Raw genomic sequence first — 24,628 nt, 5'->3', positions numbered from 1 at the left:
GTGACGGGGATTCAGCGCGGGGTGTCGCGTGGGCTGCACGGGCAGATCGTGGAAGTGATGGCGGATCGCATCCTGTCCGGGCAGATCCCGGAGGGCGCGACCATCAACGTGACCGAACTGCAGGCAGATCTCGGCGTCAGCCTGACCGCGGTCCGGGAGGCGTTGAAGGTACTGACCGCGAAGGGTCTGGTCGACGCGCGGCAGAAGCGTGGCACGTTCGTCCGCCCGCGCTCCGACTGGAACCTGCTCGACGCGGACATGATCCGCTGGCACTTCAAGGACGCCGACGCCCGCCCCGAGCTGCTCGAGGAGCTGCACGAGGTGCGCGGGATCGTCGAGCCGGCCGCGGCCCGGCTGGCCGCGCTGCGATCCGACGATGCGGACCTCGCGGCCCTCGACGAGGCGCTCGCCGCGATGGAATCCGCGGGTGACAACGTCGCCGCGGCGGCCGCGGACATCGCGTTCCACCGGGCGTTGCTCGCGGCAACGGGTAACGAACTGCTGACCAAGATGGAAGTGATCATGGAAACCGGGCTCGCCGACCGCGACCGGCTGGTGCACAAGCTGAAGCCGTCGGACGACCCGGTGCCGAGCCACCGGCGCGTCGTGGACGCGGTCCGCGCGCACGACCCCGAGGGCGCCGAGCTCGCGATGCGGGAACTGCTCGCGAAGGCGGCCGAAGACCTCATCGAAGTTCGCGGATCGACCCGGCGGCGGCGCCGGTGAAGATCGAGAGGATCGAGACGTTCCTGGTTCCGCCGCGCTGGTTGTTCTGCCGGATCGAGACGAGCGACGGTGTCGTCGGGTGGGGCGAGCCGGTCGTCGAGGGGCGCGCCGAGGTCGTCCGAGCCGCGATCGATGTACTGTCGGAGTACCTGATCGGCCAGGATCCGCTGCAGATCGAGCGGCATTGGCAGGTGTTGACGAAGGGCGGGTTCTACCGCGGCGGGCCAGTGCTCAGCAGCGCGGTCGCCGGACTCGACCACGCCCTGTGGGACATCGCCGGCAAGGTGTACGGCGCTCCGGTCGCAGCACTCCTCGGCGGGCGTGTCCGGGATCGGGTCCGCGTCTACGCCTGGGTCGGCGGGGACGAACCGTCCGCGATCGGTGAGTCCGTCGCGGAGCAGGTCGCGGCCGGGATGACGGCCGTGAAGATGAACGCCAGCGGGCAGATCCAGACGTCGCCGTCCGTTGCCGAGATCAACGACATTGTCAACCGGCTCGCCGCCGCCCGTGCGGTGCTGGGAGATTCCCGGGATGTCGCGATCGACCTGCACGGACGGGTCGGAGTCGCCGCGGCACGGCGAATCCTGCACGCGGTCGAGGACCTGCAGCCGATGTTCGTCGAGGAGCCTGTGCTGCCGGAGCAGATGGCGCACCTGTCGTCGGTCGTGGAGGCGTCGACCATCCCGGTCGCACTCGGCGAACGGCTCTATCACAGGGCCGACTTCATGGCACCGTTGAACGCCGGCGTTGCGGTCGTGCAGCCCGACGTCTCGCACGCCGGCGGGATCTCCGAGCTACGACGCATCGCCGTACTCGCGGATGCTCACGGTGCCCTCCTGGCGCCGCATTGCCCGTTGGGGCCGATCTCGTTGGCGGCGTCGTTGCAGGTCTCGTTCGCGACGCCGAACTTCCTGATCCAGGAGCAGAGCCGGGGCATCCACTACAACGCGACGAGCGACCTCACGTCGTACGTCGTGGATCCCACGCCGTTCACCTGGGTCAACGGTCACGCGGAGTGGAATCCCCTGCCCGGCTTGGGAATCACGGTCGACGAGGAGGCCGTCCGCGCCGCGGACCGCACCGGCCACGCCTGGCGCAACCCGGTGTGGACCCACGAAGACGGCTCGTTCGCGGAATGGTGACCGTCGTCACGATCGATCCAACTGACGGCGGCCGATGGTCGTCGCTGCAGCTCGCCGGTCGCGAGTGGCTCTGGGCCGGCCCCGGCCTGATCACCGGCCCACGTACCGGTCTCGCCACCTTCGTCGACGCCGGCGGCGTGGACGAATGCTTCCCCACCGTCCGCGGCACCCCCGACCACGGCGGTCTGTGGAATCAGCCCTGGAACACCACCGTCACCCACGACAACGCGATCCTGACCAGGACATTCACCCCGGGCCCCAACACAGTCACCGTCGACTACCGCCTGCAAGCCCAGGCGGGCTACCGCTTCATCTGGGCCGCCCACGCACTCCTCGACTGCATGCCCGGCGCGACCATCTCCGCTCACCCCGAGACCGAGTGCCGCCTGTATCCCGAGGCAGCTGCGCTTCTTCCGTGGGCCTGGCCCGTCGGCCCGCAGCGCCTCGACGACCCGGTTCCGGACGCGCCCTGGGTGACGGCTGGTTGGCCAACTCCGTTGGATCTCTCGGTGTACGACGAGTCGGACGGCACCGCCGTCGGCGCCGTCCTGGTGGACTGCCCAACGGTCTCGGTCCGCGATCGCGGCGCCGAGCTCACCATGACGTTGAGTTGCCCTGGGCAACCAGTCTCCACCGCGCTGTGGCGTAACCAGGGCGGCTTTCCGGACGATGCGCCGTACCGGAGTCTCGGGGTCGAGCCGATGCTGGGCCGCGTGTTCGACCTGGCGACCGCCGGTCCGGGCGACGCCGCGGTCGTGCCGGAGAGTGGTGAACTGACCTGGCGGTTGACGCTGTCCGCCAGGCCAGTGTGATGTCACCCGAGCGGAAGGTCGAGTACGACGTTGGGCACCGACGTGCTGTTCGCGGTGCGAATGCTGTTCAGCTCGGTCGCGGTCAGGGCACGTTTGTAGATCCGTACCTCGTCGATGGAGCCGTCGAAGTGGTGCGCGCCGTCGAGGCGTTGCCCGACGTACATCTTGAAGGGCCGGCCGGGGCTGACCGATCCGGCCGGGGCCGTGACACTCGCGGCCTGGGTGCCGTCGACCCAGATCGAGAGCGTGCCGGCCTTGCGTTGCAGGGCGACGTGGTGCCAGGCGTTGTCGTTGTAGGCCTTCGTCGTTTGGACGGCGGCCGTGTTACCGCCGGTGGTGATGAGACCGCGGATGCGGCTGTCCGCGGGCTCGGCGCGGAGCCAGAACTGGGAGAACTCGTTGATGTTGTAACCCCAGAAGATGGCTTGCGGCGTCGTGCTGGCGCCGTACTTGATCCACGCCATCGCGGTGAAGTCACCGGCGCCGACCGCGAGCGACTCGGCGAACGGCAACTGGATCGCATCGTCGACGCCGTCGAGGTCTCTCGCCTGCCCGAACTTGCCGGTCACGACCGTGGTGTCGCCGCGCAGGTAGCTGTCGTTGTGCAGGCCGGAGACGTCAGGGGTCGTGGCGCCGAGCGGTGCGTCGGGGTGACCGATGTCGGTCTCGGTGAAGCGCGCGAAGCGGATCTGGTCGCGGGCATCGACCGTACCGCCCTCGTACAGCAGGCCGATCTCGCCGGTATCGAGGATCGCCATGTCGGAGTACCCCGACCAGTCGCTGGTGATTCTGGTGCCCTCGGCAACGGTCTGCCAGGTCTTGCCCTCGTCGAAGCTGGACCGGATCGTCATGTACCTGCGCCGATCGGGATCCGCCGGCGCCGCGAACAGGAGACGGTTGTACTTGTCGCCTTGATCGACCGCCCGGAGACGTTGCAGCGACCCTTGTACGACGGGGGTCGTCAGTCCCGCGATGGTCGCGAACGGCGCGGAAAACGTTTGACCGCCGTCGTTGCTGACCGCGGCCATGCGACTCGCGCCCGACGTACCGGAGTTGTTGCGCGCACCGGCGTACACACCGCCGTCGACCTTCTCGACGACGCTGATCTCCTGCGGGGCGGCGTCCGAGCGGAGGTCGGTCGCGCCCTTGTGCCACGTGTCGCCGTGGTCGTCGCTGTAGACGAGCTGACCCGCGTTCTGTCCGGCGCCGTTGTCGTAGTTGGTGCCCGCGACGAGGCGGCCGGCATGGGCGCCGCGGGTCAGCTGGATGCCGTGCACGGGGCCGGTCGCGTACCAGCCCCAGGCGGGATCATCGATCTGGTCGCCGATGTTCTTCGCCGTACTCCACGTCTTCCCGTCGTCATCACTGAACTGGATGTACGGCGTGCGCGGGCGGCTCGTCGTACCGGGGTCCATCGTGCTCAGCAGCACGATCCGGCCGGTCTCGTAATCGACGATCGGCGCCGGGTTGCCGCGAGTGGCGACCGCGTTCGGGTCGGTGTCGGTGCCGGAGAGGATCGTCTGAGTCGCCGACCAGGTGCGGCCGTCGTCCTCGGAACGGCGCAGCACGAGGTCGATTTCCTGGGAGTCCGCGCACCACGCGCGGCGGGCCTCGGCGAACGCGAGCAGCGTGCCGGCCTTGGTCTTCACGATCGCGGGGATGCGGTAGCAGCCGAATCCGGCGTCCCCTTGGTTGAACAGCACTGTTGTGGTGACGGCAGCTTGGGCGATTGGTGTCGGGATCGTCAGCGCGGCGAGCGCGAGGACCGTCAGCAGGGCTTTGAGCTTCGGCATGAGCGGATGCCTCCTGAAAGTAAACAACGGGGCGGTTGTTCACTTCGAAATTTAGCCACACATTCGGCGTCCACACCAGAGCTCATGGGACGTCCTATGTCTATTCTGATCACCTAGGTTGGAGATTATGGATCTGCTTGCCGAACTCCGGAGCCGGAAACTGCTCGCGATCATCCGCGCCGACGCGGCGGACACCGCCTTCGCCTGCGTCCAGACACTCGTCGAGGCCGGCATCACCGCGCTCGAGGTCTCGCTCACCACACCCGGCGGCGTCGAGGCGATCGCCAAGGCGCGAGCGCAGTACGACTCGAACATCCTGATCGGCGCCGGCACCGTCATCACCGCTCTTCAGGCCGACGAGGTGGCGGCCGCCAACGCCGACTTCACCGTCACGCCCGCAATCACCCGCGGCGCCCACCGATCGGTCGAGCTCGGCCTGCCGCTGCTGTGCGGCGCGCTCACGCCGACCGAGGTGGTGGCCGCTCTGGATCTCGGCGCCACCGCCGTCAAGATCTTCCCCGCCAAGGTCTACGGCCCCAGCTACCTCTCCGAACTCCGCGCACCGCTCCCCGACGCCCCGCTCATCGCCGTCGGCGGCATCGACGCGGTATCCGCGCCCAAGTACCTCGCCGCCGGCGCCCTCGCGGTCGGCGTCGGCTCCCCCCTCCTCGGCGACGCCGGCACCGGCGGCTCCCTCTCCGAACTAGCCATCCGAGCCAGCACCTTCCGCACAGCCCTCAACGTCTGATTCCCACCCCCGGAGTACTCGAATGACGGATCTGCTAACGCTCGGCGAGACGATGGTCTCGGTGCGGACCGCACGCCCGATGCGGCTCGGCGGCGACGCGCACCTCTCGATCGCCGGCTCCGAGAGCAACGTGGCGATCGGTCTCGCGCGGCTCGGGCACGACGTCACCTGGCTGAGCGCCGTCGGCAACGACGAACCGGGCCGGCTGATCGAGCGCACCCTGCGCGCAGAGAACGTCGGCACGCGGATCCGGTACGCCGACGACGCGTTCACCGGGTTCATCGCGTTCGACCAGCCGTCGCACGACATCACCCGCGTGAGCTACCACCGCCGCGGATCGGCCGCCTCCACCCTCACGCCGGACGAGACCACCGCTGCCGTCACCGCGACATCCCCCAAGCTGCTCCACGTCACCGGCATCACCCCAGCGCTCTCCGACACAGCACGCGCCGCGACGCTGGCCGCCGTACGCACAGCCTGCGCAGCCGGCACCCGGGTCTCACTCGACGTCAACTATCGCGCCCGCCTTTGGAGCCGCCCCGAGGCAGCCGCCGCTTTGCGCGAGCTCCTCCCCCACGTCCACACCGTCTTCGCGTCCGACGACGAACTCGACCTCCTCACCGACGCCGAAGACCCGGTAGCCGACCTCCTCCTCGGAACTGTCGACCACGTCATCGTCACCGCCGGCGGCAAAGGCGCGTGGGCACACTCGGCCGACGGCACCATCCACAGCCCAGCGCTCCCCGTCACCGTCGTCGACAGCATCGGCGCCGGCGACGCCTTCGTCTCCGGCTACCTCTCCGCCACCCTCGACAACCTCACCCCAGACGCCCGCCTGACCCGAGCCACCACCTCAGGCGCATTCTGCGTAACGGCGTACGGCGACTGGGAGTCCCTCCCCACCCGCCAAGACCTAACCCTCCTAACCCACACCCAAGGCACCGCCCTCCGCTGACCCCCACCGCCCCAGCCGACCGGCAGGCCGCTCCCCCACCGACCCACCCGACCAGCGGGCTGTTTCACCGCTGGCCCGCCCGACTGGCGGGCCGTTTCACCACTCACCCGCCCCACTGGTGTCCTGCTTCTGAAGTCCGTGCCATAAGTTCGGCGGGGTCCGACGCGCGCCCAGGAATTCGCGGCGCTCGGGCCTCCCCAAACCGGTTTGGGGAGCCATACCCACCCGAACCAGCCTGTAACACTCCCCAAACCACCGGAATCGGCCGCAGGCTCCATCTTTGAGAAGCCACCGACCATCATCGGGCCGCGAGAATGGTCGGTGGGTTCTCAAAGATGCGATCCGCGGGTCGATCCGCTCCGAATGGGGAGTGCTACAGGCTGGTTCGGGTGGGTCTTGCTCCCCAGACCGGTTTGGGGAGGCCTTGACGGCGCTCATGCTGGGCGCACCGCCTACCAACAATTTATGTCACGGACTTCAGAAGCAGGACACTAGCGCGGGTTGTTTTACCGATGGCCTGATACACACAACCCGCCAGCGGTCACATAACCCGGCATCCGCCTAGCGTTCGCGGATCGCGTAGGTCAGGTGGGTCACCTTCGGGGAGTGCTCCGCGTGGACCTGCTCCAGGGCGACGCGGCTCGCGTCCACGCCCTCGAACAAGCGGATTCCGGAACCGAACAGCACCGGCGATAGGGCGATCGTGAACTCGTCGATCAGGCCGGCGTTTACGTACTCCAGGATCGTCGCCCCGCCGCCCGCGACGCGAACATCGCGGTCACCGACCGCCGCGCGGGCCTGCTCAAGTGCAGCCTCGATGCCGTCGTTGACGAAGTAGAACGTCGTCCCACCCGGCCGCTCCCAAGGGTCGCGCTTCTCGTGCGTCACAACGAAGACCGGCGTATGGAACGGCGCCTCCTCCGGCCACATCCGCTCGCCGGCATCGAACATCCGCTTGCCCATCACGCTCGCACCCGTGCGCTCGTACGTCTCCCGCGCAATGTCGTTGTCGCGCCCCTCCTCACCGCCCTTGCCCAGCTTGAGGTTCTCGCGGAAGAACTTCAGCGGAAAGACCCACCGCTGCAGTTCCATCCACTGCTTCCCCATCAGGTCCTTGGGCGAGTCAGGCGCGATGAACCCGTCCAGCGACATCGACACCCCGAAGAACACCTTGCCGGCCATCAGCCCTCCGCTCCCAACCGAGCGACGACGTACGCAGCCAGGTTGCTCAGCGTCTGCCGACCACCCTCGATCGCGCCGTACTTCTCGACTGCCTCGTCGCGCAGTTCCTTGGTACGGAACACAGTCCGCATCTCGATCCGCGTCGCCGAACCGTCGGGCGCGAACGTCAGCACCGACGCGAACGTGTTCGGGTCGGTGCTGGACTCACCGTGCAGCAGCGAGATCCGCTCCGGCGGGATGATCTCGGTCCAGCTGATCCACTCGGGGTAGTCCGTCCCGTCCGGCCCGTGCATCACGAAGTCCCACACCCCGCCGACACGGAACTCGAACGCTCGCGTGGTCGTGGTGAACCCCTCCGGCCCCCACCACTGCGACAGATGCCGGACCTCAGTGAACGCCTCGAACACCAACTCCCGCGGAGCGTCGATGACCCGAGAGATAACGATCTCCCACTCAGCCGTCGCCAATGCTTCTTGTCCAGCCCCTGCCATCAGCTACTCCTCCTGCCGTGTCTGCTTCAGGTCCTGCACGTACGCGTCCAACCGGTCGAAGCTCTCGTTCCAGAACCGCTCGAATCCGCCGGCCCACTCGTGAACCGGCCGCAGCCCCCGCGCATCAAGCCCGTACAGCCGCTGCTTGCCCGCCTTGCGATCCCGCACCAGCCCCACCTCCCGCAGCACCCGCAGATGCTTGGACGCCCCGGGTTGGGTCATCCCCAACTCCTGGGCCAGCTCGGTCACCGGCCGCTCACCCGCCCGCAGCAGCACCAGAATCTCCCGCCGCTGCGGCTCCGCGATCGCATTGAAAACATCCGACGTCGTCGCCGCGCGTGCCATGCAGCCCATCATATGCCCATATCGGCATGCGTCAAGCGCGGGTCACGCCAGAGAGGACCACCCAAGCCGTCCCACCTTGTGCACCAGATCCGCAGATTCAGCGCCCGTCGGCACGGATCTGGTGCACAAAGTGACTCGGGCGGTGGGTCAGGCGTCCTCGGTGGGGAAGAGGATAGGGCTGAGGAGGTAGCGGGAGCGGGCTGGGGTGGCCTCGTTCGACAGGGTCGGGAGGATGGCGGCGCGCAGGCCCTCGATCAGCTGGTGGAGTTCGGGTTCGGTCAGCCAGATGCCGTCCTGGCGGTAGCCGACGAGATCCGCGATCGGGTCGGCTCCGTCGCGTTCGACGTACGCGTTGAACTCCGCGATCAGCGCCGCCATCGTCGGCTGGTTGCCTTAAGCAACCGCTAGGCAAGCAGCGCGGGGTCAGACTCCAGTTCCTTTTCCGGGTCCAGGGGCAGGACGATCTTGAAGACGGTGCGGCCCGGTTCGGACTCGACGCGCAGGTCGCCGTGGTGTTTCTTCACCACGATGCGCCAGGAGATGTCGAGGCCCAGGCCGGTGCCTTCGCCGATCGGCTTGGTGGTGAAGAACGGCTCGAAGATGCGGCGCCGGATCGCGTCGGGGATCCCCGGCCCGGTGTCGCCGATCTCGACGACCGCGTAGGCGCCGTCCCTCCGGGTGCGGATCGTCAGCGTCCCGGATCCGCCCATCGCGCTCACCGCGTTGTCGATGATGTTCGTCCACACCTGGTTGAGTTCCGCGGCGTACGCCGGGATCGCGGGCAGCTCGGGATCGAAGTCCTTGACGACCTCGTACCCCTGCAGCTTGCCCGACATCATCACCAGCGTCGACTTCAGCAGTTCGCGCAGATCAACGGTCTGGTACGGCGCGCGGTCGATCTGCGAGTACTGCTTGGCGGCGCCGACGAGGGTCGAGATCCGGGTCACGGAGTCGTCGATCTCGTTCATCAGCGACTCGGTGTCGATCGTGTACATCAACCACCGGACAGCACCTTCGAGGTACTTCGGGCCGACTGCCGCCAGCACGTTCTCCATCCACGGCACGTCCAGGCCCGCGGCGGCGAGCACCGGCGCCACGTCCCAGCTCGCCTGGACATCGTGGTCGTCGAGCCAGTCCGTCAGGACGTCCTCGCGGTCGGACAACTCCATCGGCGGGATGTCCTTGTCCTTGTTCTTGTCCAGCCGCTCGACCGCGTCGTCCTGCAGCGCGACGATCTGGTGCAGCTTGGTCGCATCCAGCGTGCCGTCGGCGAGCATCGCCAGCTTCGACCGCATCCCCGACACGCGCTGCCGCAAGGTCGCCGCGGCCCGGACCGCCGCCGCGGCCGGGTTGTTCAACTCGTGGGTCAGACCCGCGGACAAGGAGCCGAGGGCAAGCAACCGCTCGCGCTCCCCCAACGTCTCGTTGGTCCGCCGCATGCCCATCACGAAGCCCTCGATCAGGTGCACCGCCATCGGGAACCAGGTGTTCATCATCGTCGCCATCGTCTCGGCGCTGATGACGAAGAACTCCGACGGCTGGGTCACCTGCATCGTCGCGGTGTACGACTTGTGATCGTTGGCGCCGAAGAACGCGTTGAACGCGCCGGAATACACCCCGCGCTGGCCGGTCCGGTTGATCTCCACGAGCTCACCGTGCGACAGCTTGCAGAGCCGGATCTCGCCGGTGAGCAGGACGTAGCAGCAGGTGGCCTCGTCCCCCTCGTTGAAGACGATCCCGTCGTGCCAGCTCTCGACGTACCCGACCTCGGACAGCCACTGCAGCTGCTCCTCGGTGAGGCTCTCGAAGAGGAACAGCGTGCGCAGCTCGTCGGGAGTCAGCCGCCGCGGCTCCACAGCTTGGTCAGTCATCAGAGCATCTCCAGGTATCGGTGCACCAGTGTTACGGCCATCGCTCCGTCGCCGACCGCGGAGGCGACCCGCTTCACCGACTCGGCCCGTACGTCGCCTGCGGCGAACACGCCCGGCATGCTCGTCTCCAGGTGGTACGGCTCCCGCTCCAGCGGCCAGCCCGGCGGTCTGCCGTGCAGGTCGGGTCCGGTGAGCACGAAGCCTCGGTCGTCGCGGAGCAGGTCACCGGGCAGCCAGTCCGTCCGCGGGGCCGCGCCGATGAACACGAACATCCATTCCGTGTCCACGTCGTGGCTCTCCCCGGTCTCGCTGTTCAGCAGGGTGAGACACTCCAGGTGCTCCGAGCCCTTACAGGAAACGACCTGCGTGCAGGTGTGCACCTCGATGTTGTCGATCCCGTCGATCTGGTCGATGAGGTACGACGACATCGTCGCGGTGAGCGATGGTCCTCTTACCAGCATATGCACGCGCTTGGCATGCCTCGAGAAATAGACCGCTGCCTGCCCCGCGGAGTTCGCCCCGCCGATGATGTACACCTCGGCGCCGGCGCACGCCGGACCCTCGGTGGTGGCCGAGCCGTAGTAGATGCCGCGACCGCACAGGTCGTCGACACCGGGCGCCTGGAGCGTCCGGTAGGCGACGCCGGTCGCCAGGATCACCGAGTGCGCCGAGATCTCGCTCCCGTCCGCGAACCGCAGCCGGCGCGCGTTCCCGAGCGTCTCGAGCCCGACGACCTGGCGGGTCGTCAGCAGCTCGGCCCCGAACCGGACCGCCTGCCGCCGCGCCCGGTCCGTCAGCTGCGCGCCGGACACCCCGTCCGGGAAGCCCAGGTAGTTCTCGATGCGGCTCGACTGCCCGGCCTGACCACCGGTCGCCAACTGCTCGACCAGCACGGTCCGCAGGCCCTCGCTGGCGCCGTACACCGCTGCGCCGAGCCCGGCCGGCCCGCCGCCGACCACGACCAGGTCGTAGAAGTCCTGCGTCGGCGCCGTGGACAGACCGACCTTCTGCGCCAGTTCGGCCTCGGACGGCGCGACCATCACCGTCGCGTCGGGCGTGATCACGACCGGCAGCGTCGTACCGTCGACCCCGGCCGCGTCGAGCAGCCGCTTGGCCTCGTCGTCGTCGACGTTCAGCCAGCGGTACGGTACGGCGTTGCGGGCGAGGAAGTCGCGGGCCGCGAACGAGGGCGCCGACCAGCGGTGACCGATCACCCGGGTCTCGTCGCCGGACGGCTCCGGGGTCGACCGCCACAGGTCGAGCATCGCGTCGACCACCGGATACAGCTTCTCCTCCGGCGGGTTCCACGGCTTCAGCAGGTAGTGGTCGAGGTCGACCACGTTGATCGCCTGGATCGCGGCATCGGTGTCGGCGTACGCCGTCAGCAGCACCCGGCGGGCCAGCGGGAACAGGTCCATCGCGGCCTCGAGGAACTCGATGCCGGACATCTGGGGCATCCGGTAGTCGGCCAGCAGCAGCGCGACGGGTTCGCCCCGGAGCTTCAGCTCCTTCAGCGCGTCGAGCGCCTGCACCGGGTTCTCGGCCCGGACGATGCGGTTCTCCTCGCCGTACCGACGGCGGAGGTCACGGGCGATCGACCGGGAAACCCCGGGATCGTCGTCCACGGTGAGGATCACCGAGCGGGTCGTTGACGCTGTCATGCCTCCTTCATACCAGCGGAACCCTACAAACAGGGATCGGTAATCCACAGGCCCTCGTCCGGTTCGCGAGGGGCTGATTCGCGAACCGGACGAGAGGGGCGGCCTACGGGAGGGCGTCGAGGTACGGCGCGTGGCTGTTCTGGAACTCCCAGTTGTAGTAGCGGTCCCAGTTGATCGACCACGTCATCAGCCCGCGGAAGCCCGGTGAAGTACCGCCGCGGAGGCTGTAGCCGCCGCAGGTCTGGCCCTTCACCAAGCAGTCGAGCGCTTCGTGCACGGCTGCCGGGGCGGTGTAGCCGTTGCCTGCGCTGACCGCCGCCGGGAGCCCGAAACCGATCTGGTCGTCGCGCAGTCCCGGAAACGTCTGACCGGTGTTCGCCACCGGGAAGCCGGCCTTGACCATGTCGGTCATCGCGATGTGGAAATCCGCGCCGCCCATGTTGTGGTACTGGTTGTCCAGGCCCATCACCGGACCCGAGTTGTAGTCCTGGACATGCAGGACGGTCAGCGAGTCCCGCAACGCGTGGATGACCGGCAGGTACGAACCGGTCCGGTTGTCGCCGCCACTGGAGCCGCCGTAGAACTGGTAGCCGACCTGCACGAAGAACGTCTCCGGCGCCATCGACAGCACGAAGCTCTGGCCGTACTTCGCCTGCAAGGTCTTCAGCGCCGAGATGAGATTGACGATCACGGGTGTGGTCGGGTTGCGGAAGTCGGTGTCGCCCGCGTTCAGATAGAGCGAGTGCCCTTCGAAGTCGATGTCGAGCCCGTCCAGACCGTAGCGGTCGATGATCGCGCTCACCGAACTGACGAACGCATCCCGGGCCGCAGTGGTGGTGAGCTGCACCTGTCCGTTCGCGCCGCCGATGGAGATCAGCACCTTCTTACCCGCAGCCTGCTTGGCCTTGACGGCCGCCGCGAAGTCCGCGTCGCTCTCCACGTTCGGGCACTCGCTCGCCGGGCACCTGTTGAACCTGATGTCCCCCGAGGTAACGCTCGTGGGCTCGCCGAACGCCAGATTGATGATGTCCCACTGATCCGGCACGTCGGCCATCCGCACGTACCCGGACCCGTTCGCAAAGCTCGCGTGCAGGTAGCCAATCAACGCATGCTTCGCCAGACCGGCGGTTGTGCAACCCGCTGTTGTAGCTGTGGTTGAAGCTGACTTCCCTGACTCACCGGCGCTGTTGTGCGCCGCCACCGAGTAGGAGTGACTGCTGCACGTCGCGAGGCCGCTGACCGTCGCCGTCGTACCAGTGACGGTCTGTACGACGTTTGCGCCTTCGTACACGCGGTATCCGGTCACAGTGCCCGTGGAGGCCGGCCAACTCAGCGCGATGGATGACGTGGTCGTGCCGGTGACTGTCGGCGTACCAGGTGTGCTCGGAGCACCCGGCGTACCGCCCGGACCGTCCAGGGTGAAGTCGTCGGCCTGGTACGCCGGTTGGCCGTACCAGCCGTGCACATAGACCTGCACCGACGTCTGACTCGCACCGGTCGTGAAGCTCACGGTCAGCTCGGTGAAACTCGCCGCGGACGGCGTCCAGGTGGAGACGCCGCCCGCGACACCCAGGTAGACATATGACCCGCGCACCCAGCCCGACAGCGTGTACGCCGTGTTGGGCTGCACCGACACCGTCTGGCTGCACTGCGCATAGTCCGAGCTCGTCACTGCTCCGTTGAGGGCATAGCCACCGCTGCGGACCGGAGTACTGACGACTGAGCCTCCCGAGCAGTTCCAGCCGCTCAGCGAACCGGTCTCGAAACCGGGGTTGGCCAGGATGTTCGCGGCCTGCGCGGGCACCGTGATGCCGGCCAGCAAGACCCCGACGACAACAGCGAGCCATCGTGCACGCATGGAACCTCCTCGGGCGGCGGTCCATTTAGTAGAGACGCTCCATAACTGTGGGTCAATGCGTTCACCCCGTCGGAAACCCGACGCTGTCCGGAACCCGCCGCCTACTCAGCGCCAGGTACTGCGGTCCGCCGGACCACCTGCAACGGGCTCGAAGACCACGTCCTCCTGAGGGACCGCATTGCCGCGCTTGTCGATGAAGCCGACGTCGACAAGGTCTCTGGACCCGGTGCTCCGCCGGACCACGGTCGGTCCGCCCGGACGCGGCACATGCACATCACCCCACTGCTGCAGGGCCGCCAGTACGAGCTTCAGGTCCTCACCTGCCGAGGTCAGGTGGTACGACGACCTCGTCCGCCGACCCTCCTCGTGATACTCGCGCTTCTCCAGCAGGCCGGCTTCCAGCAACGCGGTCAGCCGGTTCGTCAGGATGTTCGGCGCGATGTGCAGGAAGTCGCGGAAGTCCGCGAACCGAGTCGTCCCGAGGTGGGCCTCGCGCAGGATCAGGAAGCTCCAGCGGTCACCCACCAGCTCGAGGGTCCTGGCGATCGAGCAGTTCGGCCGGTTCGCCGTACGCGTGGTCATCGCGCCTCCTCCACCTGCTGCCTTCCGGTCTGCGCCGCCAGGGCTCCGGCAGCTGCGATGACAAGCACCGCCAGGCTACCGATCACGATCACGCCCAGCCGCAACGCCGTACCGAGACCTGACGCCGTCGCGACCAGGCCGAGCGTCAGCGCGATCGCTCCCTGAAGGACGTAGGCGACCAGGTACACAGCTGCGACCGTGCCGCCGCGGTGGTGCGCCGGAGCGTGTGTGGTGATCAGACCCAGGCCTCCCGAGAAGAGGAGCCCGTAGCTGATGCCACCGAGCACGGTGGCGGCCATGAACACCGGAAGCGAGTGCAGCTGGGCCGAGGTCTCGAGGAGGGCCAGGTCGACCAGTGTGGCCACTGCGCCCGTCGCGACCAGTCGTCCGGCGGGGAAACGGCGGCCGGCGATGGCGGTGACGCCGATCGTGACCGACATGATCGCGAGGACCAGACCGGTGACGAAGATGTTCTCGGTCCCGATCAGCTGACGGGCGACCTGCGCGCCGAGAGCCAGGAAGACCGAGCCGAACGAGTACGCGGCGGCCACTGCGGCGGCGGAGGCGACGTACAGCACGCGGAGGCCCTTGGCCAACGTAATCGGACGCGGCCGCCAGCCGCCCCGGCTCTCATCCTTGGTGTGCCGAGGCAGCTGCCAGACGAAGCCGAAGACGACGGCCACGACCGCCAGCAGCACCCAGAAGTCGAGGTGCAGGGGCGCCGGCGCGTACTCGATCAGTCCTCCGCCGACAATCGTCGCCAGCGACAGACCGGCCGCCGTCGCCGCGGTCGTGATGGATGACGCGCGCGCTGCCTTGCCGCGTGCGCTGAACTCGAGCACTGCTGCCGTCGCAGGAGTGAGTGCGAGACCAACGCCTGCTCCCATCAGCGCGCGCCCGGCGTAGACCCAGCCGACCGACGGTGCGACGGCGAAGAGCAGGACACCGGCGAGCATCGCGCCAACGCCGTACAGCATCGTCGTACGGCGGCCGATGTAGTCGGACAGCTGCCCGAAGACCAGCAGGAAGACGACCAGCACGACCGGGTAGACGGCGAAGATCGTAGTAGTCACGGTGGGAGTGAGGTGCCAGGTCGATGCATAGAGCGGGTACGTCGTCGTCGGGGCGGCGCTGGTCCACAGGCTGATGCCCGCGACCGCGGCGGCGGTCCAGAAACTGGCCCGCCGGCTCAGAGTGCGAGGTGAGTGCGAGGTACGCAGTTCGACGGTGCTGGTGGTCACGCCGGGTTCCTTCCGGAGAGCTTCCCTGAGTTTCGTTCTGAAACTCAGAACACCTGAGTTGCTTGATGCAATCCAGATCCAGTGGGTGATCCCCGTCACATCCGGGTCAGGTCCGACGACGGCGGGCGGCGTCCGGTCACGGACCACAGGCGAGGCATGGCCACGGCCGGCCGCAGCGGGAGCAGAGGCCGTCGACCCCCGGCGCCGGCAGCCACACGGCCGCCACGTGCTCGGCTGGTCGCTGGTCGACGGTCCTGCTCACGGTCCTGCTCACAGTCCTGCTGACGGTCGCAGCAGCATTGGGGAGCCAGTGGACCTGGGTGCGGCCGCCGGTCCCGTGCACGGCCAGGACGGAGTCGATGCAGTCCCAGGTCGACGTACTGGACCAGGGGCCGCGCCAGCGGAGGGCGACGGTGCCGTCGGACCACTCCACGCCCTCGGCGAGGATCGCGGTGGGGTTGGGGTGGCGGACCAGACGGAAGAGGCGGGCCTGTCGCTGCAGCGTGTTCACCTCTGCAGAATCGCCCAGAACGCAGTGCGCACAACAGGTGTGGGCTGTGGGCTGTGGGAACAGCCCACAGCCCACATGCCCTTGTTTTCCACGGTTTTTGTCGGCGAGGGCTTGTAGCTTGGCCGGCACGCACCACATGAGCTCGAAGCGCGAACGGGGTGGTCCTGTGACCGAGGCATCGATTGGGACATCGATTGGGACATCGTTCGGTCCGTTGCTGCGGCAGTGCAGGCAGGCGGTCGGGCTGAGCCTGCGCCAACTCGCAGCACGGGTCGGGTACGACCACAGCTATCTGTCGCAGGTGGAGCGCGGGCAGCGGCCCGGCTCTGCGGACCTGGCCCGGCTCTGCGACCGGGAGCTCGGCACTGACGGCCGACTGACTGCCACCTTCGAGCGAAGGCCCGCACGCGCAGGTCAGCTCAGGCCGGAGGCCGATCCGTTGGAGACAGCATGGCGAGGGCTGGTCGCGACGCTCGATGCGGGCGGACCGGTGCCCGCCGACTACCGCAGTGTTCCACCGGCCTCGCTACTGCCGGAGCTGGTGCGACAGTTGCACGGCGCTGACGGAGTGGAAGCAGCCGAGCTGAGCATGCTGATCGCCGAGACCCTCGCCAGGCTTGGTGAGCGGAGCACTGCAAGGCGTTGGTGGTGGGCCGCACGTGCGGCCGCGGACAGCATCGGCGACGGCTCGCTGCCGGCGCTGGTGCGGGCCAGGGAGGCAATCATCGGTCTGGCCGAGCGGCGTCCGTTGGCAGAGCTGCTGGAGCTCGCGGACGAGTCAGTCGCGCTGGACCGGCAGGCGCCGGGCGCGGCAGGCTGCGTGCCACGGACAGCGCAGGCACTCGTCCTTGCCCAGCTCGGACGGACCCAGGAGGCGCACCGTGCACTGCAGGAGCTGATCGGTATCGGTGACGAGCTTCTGCGCGCCACCCCACAGGCAAGGCCGTACCAGTTGCACTGGGCCGAGGGACGCGTCTGCACCCTGCTGGGGTACGGCGTGGCGGGCTGCGTCCTGCTGGAGCGCGCCAGGGAGCTCTGCCTGGAGAGCTGGATCGGCGAGCGCGCACGACTCGACCTCTGCCTGGCCGAGTGCCTGGTCGTCGCGGGCGAGGTCGCAGCCGGGCTGGCCACGGCACTGCGTGTCCTGGTCGAACTGCCGGACGAGTGGCACGACTCCTTGGTGTACGACGCTGCCGATCGAGTGCTCCACGTCGTACAGGCAGAGCCCGGTGCAGCCGAGCTACGGCAGCTGCTGGCGCGCTCGGCGGGCCGGAGTGGTCGGAGTGTGGGCGGCGGGTCGAGCTGGAGGTGAGGGCAGGGGTAGCGTGCGGCGAGTGACAGGTGAACAGCGGGCAACGGTAGTGACAGACGCGTGGGACTTCGCGGTCGAGCTGCGCAGCGATCCGGCCAGTGCGGAGGCACGGGCGGTCGTGCTTGCCGATCCGGCGTTCGGACAGTCGTTCACGGATCACATGGTCGTTGCCAGCTGGTCCGTCGACCGCGGCTGGCACGACTCGAAGGTCACGGCGTACGCGCCGCTGTCACTCAGCCCGGCGGCTGCGGTCTTCCACTACTCGCAGGAGATCTTCGAAGGCCTGAAGGCGTACCGGCACCCCGACGGCTCGGTGTGGGCCTTCCGGCCGGACCGGAACGCCGCCCGGTTCACTGCAAGCGCAGAGCGACTCGCGCTGCCGCAGGTGCCGGAGGACGAGTTCGTCGCGGCCCTGCGCGCGCTGGTGACCGTGGACGAGGCCTGGGTGCCGTCAGCCGAGGACGGCGAGACCAGCCTGTACCTGCGGCCGTACATGATCGCCACCGAGGCCGCCCTGAGCGTCCGGCCCGCCCACGAGGTGCTGTTCGGCGTCATCGCCTCCCCCGCCGGCCCGTACTTCAACACCGGCCCGAAGCCGGTGTCCATCTGGCTGACAACCTCGACCATCCGAGCGACGCCGGGCGGGACCGGCGCGGCCAAGTGCGGCGGCAACTACGCGTCCAGCCTCGCCGGCCTGGCCGAGGCAGTCGCGAACGGCTGCGAGCAGGTCGCGTTCGTCGACGCGGTCGAGCACAAGTGGCTCGAGGAGATCGGCAGCATGAACATGTTCTTCGTGTACGCCGACGGCCGGATCGCGACACCCGAGCTGAACGGCTCGATCCTCGAAGGCGTCACCCGCGCATCGGTGCTCGAGCTCGCCGCCGACCTCGGCTACCCGGTCGAGGAGCGCCGCGTCTCCGCCGATGAATGGAAGGACGGCGTCCGCTCAGGCGAGATCACCGAGGTCTTCGCCTCCGGCACCGCCGCCGTCGTCACTCCGATCGGCCGCCTCGCCTGGCCGGACGGCGACCTCACCATCGGCGACCACTCCGTCGAGCACGGCGTCGGCCCGGTCACCGCCAGGATCCGCAGCACCCTCCTCGACCTCCAGTACGGCCGCACCCCGGACACCCGCGGCTGGCTCACCCGCCTGGCCTGATGCCGTTTGTCCCCGGCGCCGGTTAGGTTGGCGTCATGGCCGAGTCCAAGGCGAAGTCTCCGGCGATCGAGCTGGAGGTGGGTGAGCGCACCGTTCGGATCTCCAATCCGGACCGGGTGTACTTTCCCGCGCGCGGTGAGACCAAGCTGGATCTGGTGAAGTACTACCTGTCCGTCGGGGACGGGATCGTCAACGCACTGCGCGAGCGGCCGTGCATGCTGCACCGGTTCCCGGAGGGTGTCGCGGGCGAGAAGGTGCACCAGAAGCGGCTGCCGCACGGAGCGCCGCCCTGGATGGAGACGGTCCGGGTCAAGTTCCCGCGGTACAACCGGACCGCCGACGAGCTGTGCGTCACCGAGATCGCCCACGTCGCCTGGGCGGTGCAGATGTCGACGGTCGAGTTCCACCCGTGGAACTCCCGGCGCGCCGACACCGAGACGCCGGACGAGTGGCGCATCGACCTCGACCCGATGCCGGACTGCCCGTTCGATCGGGTACGCCGGGTCGCGCACACCGTCCACGAACTACTCGACGAGCTCGGCGCGGTCGGCTACCCGAAGACCTCCGGCGGCAGCGGCATCCACATCTACGTGCGGATCGAGCCGGAGTACGGGTTCTCCGACGTACGGCGGGCTGCGCTGGCGTTCGCGCGTGAGGTGGAGCGGCGTACGCCGGAGGACGTGACGACCACGTGGTGGCGGAAGGATCGCGATCCTCGACTGGTCTTCGTGGACTTCAACCAGAACGCCCGCGACCACACGATCGCGGCGGCGTACTCGGTCCGCGGCAACCCGGAAGGCACCGTGTCGACCCCGATCCGCTGGGACGAGATCGACGACGTGAACCCGAAGGACTTCACGATCGCCACCGTCCCCGCGCGCTACGCCGAACTCGGCGACCTGCACGCCACGATCGACCAGAACGTCTACTCACTCGCAACACTGATGGACTGGGCCGCCCGCGACGAACGCGAAGGCGCGGAAGAGCCGCCACCACCTGACGAGTAGGCGTCAGAGCGGCTCGGCGGTCAGCATCGCCGCAAGTCTGAAGAGCGGCATGGAGATCTGCCGGATCAGCCAGTATGCGATCAGCGCACCCGCCAGCAGTGCCGCGAGCAGGCAGCCGAGCAAGATCAGGACCGCCTGCGTCGCCGAGCGGGGCAGCCACCTGGTTGCGGATTGCAGCGAGCTCTGGCCGAGGTTTCGCGTCTGTTGCAGCGACTCCTCGTACTGCTTGCGCAGCACCCGGTTCGGGCCTACCGACGCTGCGATCGCCGCCTGCTTGTTTCCGGCCCGGTACGTCGCGAACTCCGCCTGCGTCGCCGTCCACCAACGCTCGAATCCGGTGCTCGACTCGCTCGCTGCGCCGCGCTCCTCGGCGGTGGTGGCAGCTCGTTCGGCGGCCGCGAAGTCCCGGCGTACGGCGGCGACGTGCTGATCGGCTTCTCGCTGGTACATCGGGTCGCCAGTGAGCAGGAAGCCGCGCTGATCGTTGGCAACGCTCTTCGCATCCAGGGACGCGGAGGCGATCGCCGTCGCGTACGGGACGTCGTCCTCGACCCGGGCGTCGCTCCGGCTCAGATTGACGATCAGCGCGATCGCCACTCCGGCCACAATCACCAGCAGCGCGAGCAGAGCGCCCAGCCCGGCCCGCACCTTGCGGCCGAGCGGAATCTTGCGCGGAACGGAATCGATGTCGGACACGCTGCCTCCCCACCAGATGCTCACATTGTGCACACCTGATCCGTCGTGCGACAGGTCCTCACTCCCTGCCGACGAGTCCGTGGTGCAGGAGGTTGGTGAGGGTTTCGATGGCGGTCTCGTCGGGGATCGTTTCGCCGTTGGACGGGTTGACGACGAGCCAGTCGACTCATCCGCATGCCGTCGACATCACCTCACCAGAGGCGCTCGCGATTTATCACGCCCAGCCGCGCGACGAGATCCTTGTCCGGCCGGACGGCTACCTCGCCTAGGATCCCCATCATGGACTCAGCCGCCGCCTACGATCGTGCCGTCGAGTTGGCGACACACGGGCGGCGACAGATCCTGGGGATCACCGGGGCGCCGGCGGCCGGTAAGTCGACGTACGCCGAGCAACTCGCCGCGAGGCTGACCGCCGACGGATACAAGGTCGCGCTCGTGCCGATGGACGGCTACCACCTGGCGCAGTCGGTTCTGGAGGCCGAAGGACTCGCCGATGTGAAGGGCGCGCCGCACACCTTCGACGGGTACGGCTTCGTCGCGCTGCTCAAGCGGCTGAAGGAATCACCGGACGAGCAGATCTGGGCGCCACGCTTCGACCGCCGCATCGAGGACTCGATCGCCGCGAGCATCGGAATCGCCCCCGAGGTCACGCTGGTCCTGACCGAGGGCAACTACCTCCTGCTCGACGAAGCGCCTTGGTCGACCATCCGCAGCCTGCTCGATCAATGCTGGTACGTCGAGGTGCCCGAGGAGCTCCGCCACGCGCGCCTCGAGGCCCGGCACCAGGCGTTCGGGAGATCACCCGCGGAAGCGTACGAACGCACGTACGGCTCCGACGAACGCAACGCCCACCTGATCGCGGCGACGGCACCGGCAGCCGACGCGATCATCCAACCCGGTCAATGAACGCAGCCACCCCGTCCAGGTAGAGCTGCAGGCCGAAGCCGAAGTCGGCCTCGTTGTCCTCCTCGAAGCTCCCCACCTCGTCGAACACCCCGGCGTCGACCGTGCGCGCCACCGCCGGATACACCCGCGGATCCGCGACCTGCCGCAACGTCGAACCGAACCGCTGGAAGACATCCGGGTTCTTCGCGTAGCCGGCCGCCAGGTCGAACGCCACACGAGAACAACGGCCGCGTCGCGCTTGCTTGATGTTGTGGTCTATTCCTTTTCTCTGTCGTCCTGGCGACTTCGCTGTATCGCAGACGCACGAACCGCTGAGTGAGTGCCGTTCGGCGAAACGTCTGAGCGTGACCCCTTGGTCGGGTTACGGTCAAGGTCCCCCCCAACGTGTGGTGGTCCCACTCCCCCCGGGACCCACACGGACGAGCGCCCCGATCATCGATCGGGGCGCTTTGTTTTGCCCGATCTTTTTTCGAGGGTGTGTCGAATCCGGCCGCTCCGGTCCGACGTATCAGTAAGAGCGACCAAAGGAGAGGGTCAGAATGAACATCACCACCGAAATCCGGAACATGATCGTCACCATGCTGGCCGAGGGGAGCCCGGTCTGGTACGTGGCCGGCATGGTCAACATGCGCAGCCACGACGTGTACGTGATCGGCTGCGAGGCCGGCTACCCCGACAAGGCCAAACTGCGCCGAGCCGTCTGGGCCGCGCGCAACCGCGTCCCCCAGGCCGCCTGACCCAGCTCCTTCAGGCCGCTCGAGCCGCTGCCTGCCCCTTCGGGGGCGGACAGCGGCTTTCGTCTTTAGGGTGCTTGTTGTGGACGACATCAGCGTTGTGGACTATCACACGGCCGGAGAGCCCTTCCGGATCGTGACCTCGGTCGACATCCCGGGAACCTCCGTGGCGGACCGCCGGGTCGCGGCGCATTCGTCCGACGCGATCGACGCAGTACGGCGGTTGCTGGTGAACGAGCCGCGTGGTCATGCGGACATGTACGGCGGGTTCGTCGTACCGGGTGATGACGACGGGGCCGACTTCGGCGTGGTGTTCTGGCACAAGGACGGGTACTCGACGGCGTGCGGGCACGGGACGATCGCGCTGGCGACCTGGGCCGTCGAGACCGGCCTGGTCCAGCCTGGGGATGTCACCATCGACGTTCCCTCCGGAAGGGTGACCGCCCGGGTCGACGACTCCGGAAGTGTTGCCTTCCGCAACGTTCCGTCGTACGTGCTGAAGCGCGGCGTACCGGTATCGACCGCACGTGGGGATGTACTGGCGGACATCAGTTATGGCGGTGCGTTCTACGCCTCGGTGGCTGCCTCGTCGGTCGGCCTGTCGGTGACGCCGGCGTGCTACGCGGACCTGATCGCGATCGGCCGCGAGATCAAGTGGGCCTTGGACGCGGTCGCCGTACATCCTCACGATCCTCGCCTGAGCGGTCTCTACGGAACGATCCTGTACGACGACCTCGGGCCCGCGCACCAACGCAACCTGGCGGTGTTCGCCGACGGAGAGGCCGACCGCTCCCCCTGCGGCTCCGGTACGTCGGCACGCCTGGCCCTCCTGCACGACGAGGGCCGCCTGCGCACGGGCCAGGTCCTGCACCACGACTCCATCGTCGGTACGACGTTCCTCGGCCGCGTCGTCTCGGAGACTCCCGCCGGCGTCATCACCGAGGTCACCGGCTCCGCTTTCCGGACCGGCACCGCGACGTTCAGCCTCGATCCGCGCGACCCGTTGGGCACCGGATTCACGCTCCGCTGATCTCAGATTGCGACCGTGACCGCTGCCGCCGGCCGCTAGGTTTGTCCTCATGATCTTCATCACCGCGAAGTTCCGCGTGAAGCCCGAGCACGCCGACAACTGGCCGACCATCACCGCCGATTTCACCGCCGCCACCCGCGCCGAACCCGGCTGCCTGTGGTACGACTGGTCCCGCTCGCTCGACGACCCGAACGAGTACGTGCTGGTCGAGGCCTTCGCCGACGACGACGCCGCCACCCACCACGTCACCTCGGCCCACTTCAAGGCCGCCCAGGAGCACCTGCCGCCCCACCTGGTCGAAACGCCCCGCATCGTCAACTTCAAACTCCCCCAGGACGACTGGTCGGAACTCGGCGAACTCGCCGTCAATTGACCCGTCTGACCATCGCCTCCCTCAACACCCGCGGATCGCCGCCGCAACTGCACACCCGTTACGCCGCGATCGGCCACGCCTTCGAGACGTCCGATACAGACGTGGTCAACCTGCAAGAGGTTCTGACCTACTACCACCTGCGCCTGCTGCGCTCGTCCATGCCGTCGTACCGCGCCAGCTTCCGCCGATCCGGGGCCGGCCCAGCAGGCGGCCTGGTCACGTTCTCCCGCCGCCCAGCCGCGGCTGCCAGCTACAGACGTTTCCCGAGCGCCTCTGTCAGTGCGTTGCCCCGCATTACCCGCCTGACCGCATCACTGAAGGGCGTGCTGTCGACCAGGCTCCCGGGCCTCACGATCCTCAACACCCACCTGTCCGCCAACCACGACGGCGACTGGTCCCCCACCAACCGCCACCACCGACTCCACCAGGCCCAACTCACGACGCTGGCGCAGTACGTCGGAACCGTTGAAGAGCCCGCCGTCCTCACCGGCGACTTCAACATCGCCCGCGACAGCTCCCTGTACCGCGACTTCCTCCGCAGCACCCACCTAACCGACGCCTTCGGCGACCACTGCCCACCCACCTTCCACCAGGCCTACCTCCCTGCAGGCAGATCCCCGCACTGCATCGACTTCGCCCTACTCTCCAACCCCGCGTTGACCGTCGAATCCGCTGAGGTGACGGACACCTACCCCAGCGACCACCTGGGCCTACTCGTCCACCTCAAAGGGGCTTCGGGATGAATGGACAGACCGTCTGGGATGCTGCGGTGCTCGGCTAGCGCAACAGCCGTCGGCTGCTCAGCCTCGGACCAGCGGCTGCCCGAGTGGGAGGGCTCGACCGCCTGTTGCCTGGGACGCCGAACTGAAGAAGAGATAGACACCCACCGCGGCGAAGACGAACACCACCACACCGGCGACCTTCAGCGTGCCGGCTGATTGCTGAAGCGTGCCGATCAAGACCAGCACCAAGGCGATCTCGATCAACACGAAGAGCACCGTGTAGGCAATGGGAAGCCGGAGTGTGGCCAGCGTCAGCATCCCAATCACCACCAGCCACGAGATCAGGAACAGTCCCTGCGTGTGGAGAGCGTCCCCCGCCACGATGGCGAACCAGTTGTGCGTCAGGCCCAGTACGAGCGTCGCGTAGCTCAGCCAGAATCCGGCGAAGATGCCGAACACTCCGGCCACCGCACTCTGGCCGACAGCCGCCGACCAGACGGCCGCGATCACCAGACCGAGACCGGTGGCCGCGACAATAATCGGGAGCGAGGCCCCGACCGCCGCCGCAGATACATAGCCGACCAGGACCAGACCGAGCGCGACCGATCCCACGATGAAACTGGGGAGACCGATCAGTGCTGGGTCTCCCGCCACCGCCGGGACCGCGGCTTCAGCGGCAAGTTGTACCTCTGTGGCACTGTGGGCATCGGCGTCGATGGTGGTCATGGCGAGCTCCTTCCGGGCGCATCGCGAACGTTCTCATCGTTGCCC

At 68.0% G+C, this 24,628-nt stretch carries 28 protein-coding genes; 14 read left to right on the top strand and 14 right to left on the bottom strand.

Features of this window, described 5'->3' with window-relative positions; genetic code table 11:
- Genes ACWF0M_RS25860 through ACWF0M_RS25850 form a run of 3 tightly spaced genes read left to right on the top strand, consistent with a single transcriptional unit; the run spans position 1 to position 2,680 of the window.
- A complete protein-coding gene (locus ACWF0M_RS25860) occupies positions 1 to 726 on the top strand; it encodes a FadR/GntR family transcriptional regulator (RefSeq protein WP_452238288.1) in 726 nt (241 codons plus the stop codon).
- Positions 723 to 1,868: a galactonate dehydratase gene (gene dgoD / locus ACWF0M_RS25855; RefSeq protein ID WP_452238287.1), complete on the top strand. Its 1,146-nt coding sequence runs from the start codon at positions 723 to 725 to the stop codon at positions 1,866 to 1,868. Before ACWF0M_RS25860 ends, dgoD begins: the two co-directional genes overlap by 4 nt.
- The gene (locus tag ACWF0M_RS25850) at positions 1,862 to 2,680 is read left to right on the top strand and encodes a hypothetical protein (protein WP_452238286.1); all 819 of its coding nucleotides are present in this window, start codon (positions 1,862 to 1,864) and stop codon (positions 2,678 to 2,680) included. Before dgoD ends, ACWF0M_RS25850 begins: the two co-directional genes overlap by 7 nt.
- A 2-nt stretch (positions 2,681 to 2,682) precedes the next feature.
- Here ACWF0M_RS25850 and ACWF0M_RS25845 read toward each other — a convergent pair whose 3' ends face one another.
- Positions 2,683 to 4,473 carry an exo-alpha-sialidase gene (locus ACWF0M_RS25845; protein ID WP_452238285.1) on the bottom strand — a complete coding sequence of 597 codons (1,791 nt, stop codon included), beginning with the start codon at positions 4,471 to 4,473 and terminating at the stop codon, positions 2,683 to 2,685.
- Between the two features lie 127 nt (positions 4,474 to 4,600).
- Between ACWF0M_RS25845 and ACWF0M_RS25840 the strand changes: the two genes are divergently transcribed.
- On the top strand, positions 4,601 to 5,221 hold the full coding sequence (locus ACWF0M_RS25840) for a bifunctional 4-hydroxy-2-oxoglutarate aldolase/2-dehydro-3-deoxy-phosphogluconate aldolase (RefSeq protein WP_452238284.1): 621 nt from the start codon (positions 4,601 to 4,603) through the stop codon (positions 5,219 to 5,221).
- A 22-nt stretch (positions 5,222 to 5,243) separates the two neighbouring features.
- Positions 5,244 to 6,176 carry a sugar kinase gene (locus ACWF0M_RS25835; protein ID WP_452238283.1) on the top strand — a complete coding sequence of 311 codons (933 nt, stop codon included), beginning with the start codon at positions 5,244 to 5,246 and terminating at the stop codon, positions 6,174 to 6,176.
- 561 nt (positions 6,177 to 6,737) lie between these two features.
- On the opposite strand, the gene ACWF0M_RS25830 is transcribed toward ACWF0M_RS25835, so the two are convergent.
- From ACWF0M_RS25830 to ACWF0M_RS25785, 10 genes are all read right to left on the bottom strand, one after another.
- Positions 6,738 to 7,358 carry a dihydrofolate reductase family protein gene (locus ACWF0M_RS25830; protein ID WP_452238282.1) on the bottom strand — a complete coding sequence of 207 codons (621 nt, stop codon included), beginning with the start codon at positions 7,356 to 7,358 and terminating at the stop codon, positions 6,738 to 6,740.
- Positions 7,358 to 7,849, bottom strand: a complete 492-nt coding sequence (locus ACWF0M_RS25825; protein ID WP_452238281.1) for an SRPBCC family protein — start codon at positions 7,847 to 7,849, stop codon at positions 7,358 to 7,360. Before ACWF0M_RS25825 ends, ACWF0M_RS25830 begins: the two co-directional genes overlap by 1 nt.
- A gap of 3 nt (positions 7,850 to 7,852) precedes the next feature.
- On the bottom strand, positions 7,853 to 8,194 hold the full coding sequence (locus ACWF0M_RS25820; RefSeq protein ID WP_433816706.1) for a metalloregulator ArsR/SmtB family transcription factor: 342 nt from the start codon (positions 8,192 to 8,194) through the stop codon (positions 7,853 to 7,855).
- Between the two features lie 147 nt (positions 8,195 to 8,341).
- The gene (locus tag ACWF0M_RS25815) at positions 8,342 to 8,572 is read right to left on the bottom strand and encodes a hypothetical protein (RefSeq protein ID WP_452238280.1); all 231 of its coding nucleotides are present in this window, start codon (positions 8,570 to 8,572) and stop codon (positions 8,342 to 8,344) included.
- A 26-nt stretch (positions 8,573 to 8,598) separates the two neighbouring features.
- Positions 8,599 to 10,065 carry an ATP-binding protein gene (locus ACWF0M_RS25810; RefSeq protein ID WP_452238279.1) on the bottom strand — a complete coding sequence of 489 codons (1,467 nt, stop codon included), beginning with the start codon at positions 10,063 to 10,065 and terminating at the stop codon, positions 8,599 to 8,601.
- Complete coding sequence (locus ACWF0M_RS25805; RefSeq protein WP_452238278.1) at positions 10,065 to 11,726, bottom strand: FAD-dependent oxidoreductase; 1,662 nt, start codon at positions 11,724 to 11,726, stop codon at positions 10,065 to 10,067. The genes ACWF0M_RS25810 and ACWF0M_RS25805 overlap by 1 nt, the downstream gene beginning before the upstream one ends.
- A gap of 103 nt (positions 11,727 to 11,829) precedes the next feature.
- Positions 11,830 to 13,584, bottom strand: coding sequence for a chitinase (locus ACWF0M_RS25800; RefSeq protein ID WP_452238277.1), 1,755 nt, complete (start codon positions 13,582 to 13,584; stop codon positions 11,830 to 11,832).
- Between the two features lie 105 nt (positions 13,585 to 13,689).
- Positions 13,690 to 14,166, bottom strand: a complete 477-nt coding sequence (locus tag ACWF0M_RS25795) for a winged helix-turn-helix transcriptional regulator (protein WP_452238276.1) — start codon at positions 14,164 to 14,166, stop codon at positions 13,690 to 13,692.
- Positions 14,163 to 15,407 carry an MFS transporter gene (locus tag ACWF0M_RS25790; RefSeq protein ID WP_452238275.1) on the bottom strand — a complete coding sequence of 415 codons (1,245 nt, stop codon included), beginning with the start codon at positions 15,405 to 15,407 and terminating at the stop codon, positions 14,163 to 14,165. Before ACWF0M_RS25790 ends, ACWF0M_RS25795 begins: the two co-directional genes overlap by 4 nt.
- 136 nt (positions 15,408 to 15,543) lie before the next feature.
- Entirely contained in the window at positions 15,544 to 15,918 is a 375-nt protein-coding gene (locus ACWF0M_RS25785) for a hypothetical protein (RefSeq protein WP_452238274.1), read from the bottom strand.
- Positions 15,919 to 16,132: 214 nt separating this feature from the next.
- Between ACWF0M_RS25785 and ACWF0M_RS25780 the strand changes: the two genes are divergently transcribed.
- From ACWF0M_RS25780 to ligD, 3 genes are read left to right on the top strand one after another with little or no spacing between them, the layout of a single operon-like run.
- The gene (locus ACWF0M_RS25780; RefSeq protein WP_452238273.1) at positions 16,133 to 17,230 is read left to right on the top strand and encodes a helix-turn-helix domain-containing protein; all 1,098 of its coding nucleotides are present in this window, start codon (positions 16,133 to 16,135) and stop codon (positions 17,228 to 17,230) included.
- 13 nt (positions 17,231 to 17,243) lie between these two features.
- A complete protein-coding gene (locus tag ACWF0M_RS25775; protein ID WP_452238272.1) occupies positions 17,244 to 18,389 on the top strand; it encodes a branched-chain amino acid aminotransferase in 1,146 nt (381 codons plus the stop codon).
- 35 nt (positions 18,390 to 18,424) lie between these two features.
- Complete coding sequence (gene ligD, locus ACWF0M_RS25770; RefSeq protein ID WP_452238271.1) at positions 18,425 to 19,396, top strand: non-homologous end-joining DNA ligase; 972 nt, start codon at positions 18,425 to 18,427, stop codon at positions 19,394 to 19,396.
- A gap of 3 nt (positions 19,397 to 19,399) precedes the next feature.
- Here the strand turns inward: ligD and ACWF0M_RS25765 are convergent, their stop codons facing one another.
- Positions 19,400 to 20,092 (bottom strand): CHASE3 domain-containing protein, encoded by a 693-nt coding sequence (locus ACWF0M_RS25765; protein ID WP_452238270.1) that lies wholly within the window; start codon positions 20,090 to 20,092, stop codon positions 19,400 to 19,402.
- A gap of 95 nt (positions 20,093 to 20,187) precedes the next feature.
- Here ACWF0M_RS25765 and ACWF0M_RS25760 point away from each other — a divergent pair, with 95 nt between their 5' ends.
- Positions 20,188 to 20,361 (top strand): hypothetical protein, encoded by a 174-nt coding sequence (locus ACWF0M_RS25760; RefSeq protein ID WP_452238269.1) that lies wholly within the window; start codon positions 20,188 to 20,190, stop codon positions 20,359 to 20,361.
- A gap of 10 nt (positions 20,362 to 20,371) precedes the next feature.
- Positions 20,372 to 20,998, top strand: coding sequence for a nucleoside/nucleotide kinase family protein (locus tag ACWF0M_RS25755; RefSeq protein WP_452238268.1), 627 nt, complete (start codon positions 20,372 to 20,374; stop codon positions 20,996 to 20,998).
- Here ACWF0M_RS25755 and ACWF0M_RS25750 read toward each other — a convergent pair.
- Entirely contained in the window at positions 20,979 to 21,212 is a 234-nt protein-coding gene (locus tag ACWF0M_RS25750) for a hypothetical protein (protein WP_452238267.1), read from the bottom strand. The two genes, ACWF0M_RS25755 and ACWF0M_RS25750, sit on opposite strands and share 20 nt — an antisense overlap.
- Before the next feature lie 325 nt (positions 21,213 to 21,537).
- On the opposite strand from ACWF0M_RS25750, the gene ACWF0M_RS25745 reads away from it, so the two are divergent.
- The 4 genes from ACWF0M_RS25745 (at position 21,538) to ACWF0M_RS25730 (ending at position 23,878) form a co-directional block, all read left to right on the top strand.
- Positions 21,538 to 21,735 carry a hypothetical protein gene (locus ACWF0M_RS25745; protein ID WP_452238266.1) on the top strand — a complete coding sequence of 66 codons (198 nt, stop codon included), beginning with the start codon at positions 21,538 to 21,540 and terminating at the stop codon, positions 21,733 to 21,735.
- Between the two features lie 79 nt (positions 21,736 to 21,814).
- Entirely contained in the window at positions 21,815 to 22,762 is a 948-nt protein-coding gene (locus ACWF0M_RS25740) for a proline racemase family protein (protein WP_452238265.1), read from the top strand.
- Positions 22,763 to 22,811: 49 nt separating this feature from the next.
- The gene (locus ACWF0M_RS25735; protein WP_452238264.1) at positions 22,812 to 23,135 is read left to right on the top strand and encodes a putative quinol monooxygenase; all 324 of its coding nucleotides are present in this window, start codon (positions 22,812 to 22,814) and stop codon (positions 23,133 to 23,135) included.
- Positions 23,132 to 23,878 carry an endonuclease/exonuclease/phosphatase family protein gene (locus tag ACWF0M_RS25730; RefSeq protein WP_452238263.1) on the top strand — a complete coding sequence of 249 codons (747 nt, stop codon included), beginning with the start codon at positions 23,132 to 23,134 and terminating at the stop codon, positions 23,876 to 23,878. Before ACWF0M_RS25735 ends, ACWF0M_RS25730 begins: the two co-directional genes overlap by 4 nt.
- Positions 23,879 to 23,935: 57 nt before the next feature.
- Here the strand turns inward: ACWF0M_RS25730 and ACWF0M_RS25725 are convergent, their stop codons facing one another.
- The gene (locus tag ACWF0M_RS25725; RefSeq protein ID WP_452238262.1) at positions 23,936 to 24,583 is read right to left on the bottom strand and encodes a GPR1/FUN34/YaaH family transporter; all 648 of its coding nucleotides are present in this window, start codon (positions 24,581 to 24,583) and stop codon (positions 23,936 to 23,938) included.
- Positions 24,584 to 24,628 lie beyond the last annotated feature (45 nt).

The sequence above is a fragment of the Kribbella sp. NPDC055110 genome (assembly GCF_053607525.1).
The sequence above is the reverse complement of the archived record's forward strand: the minus strand, read 5'-3'. Positions and strand labels throughout refer to the sequence as shown.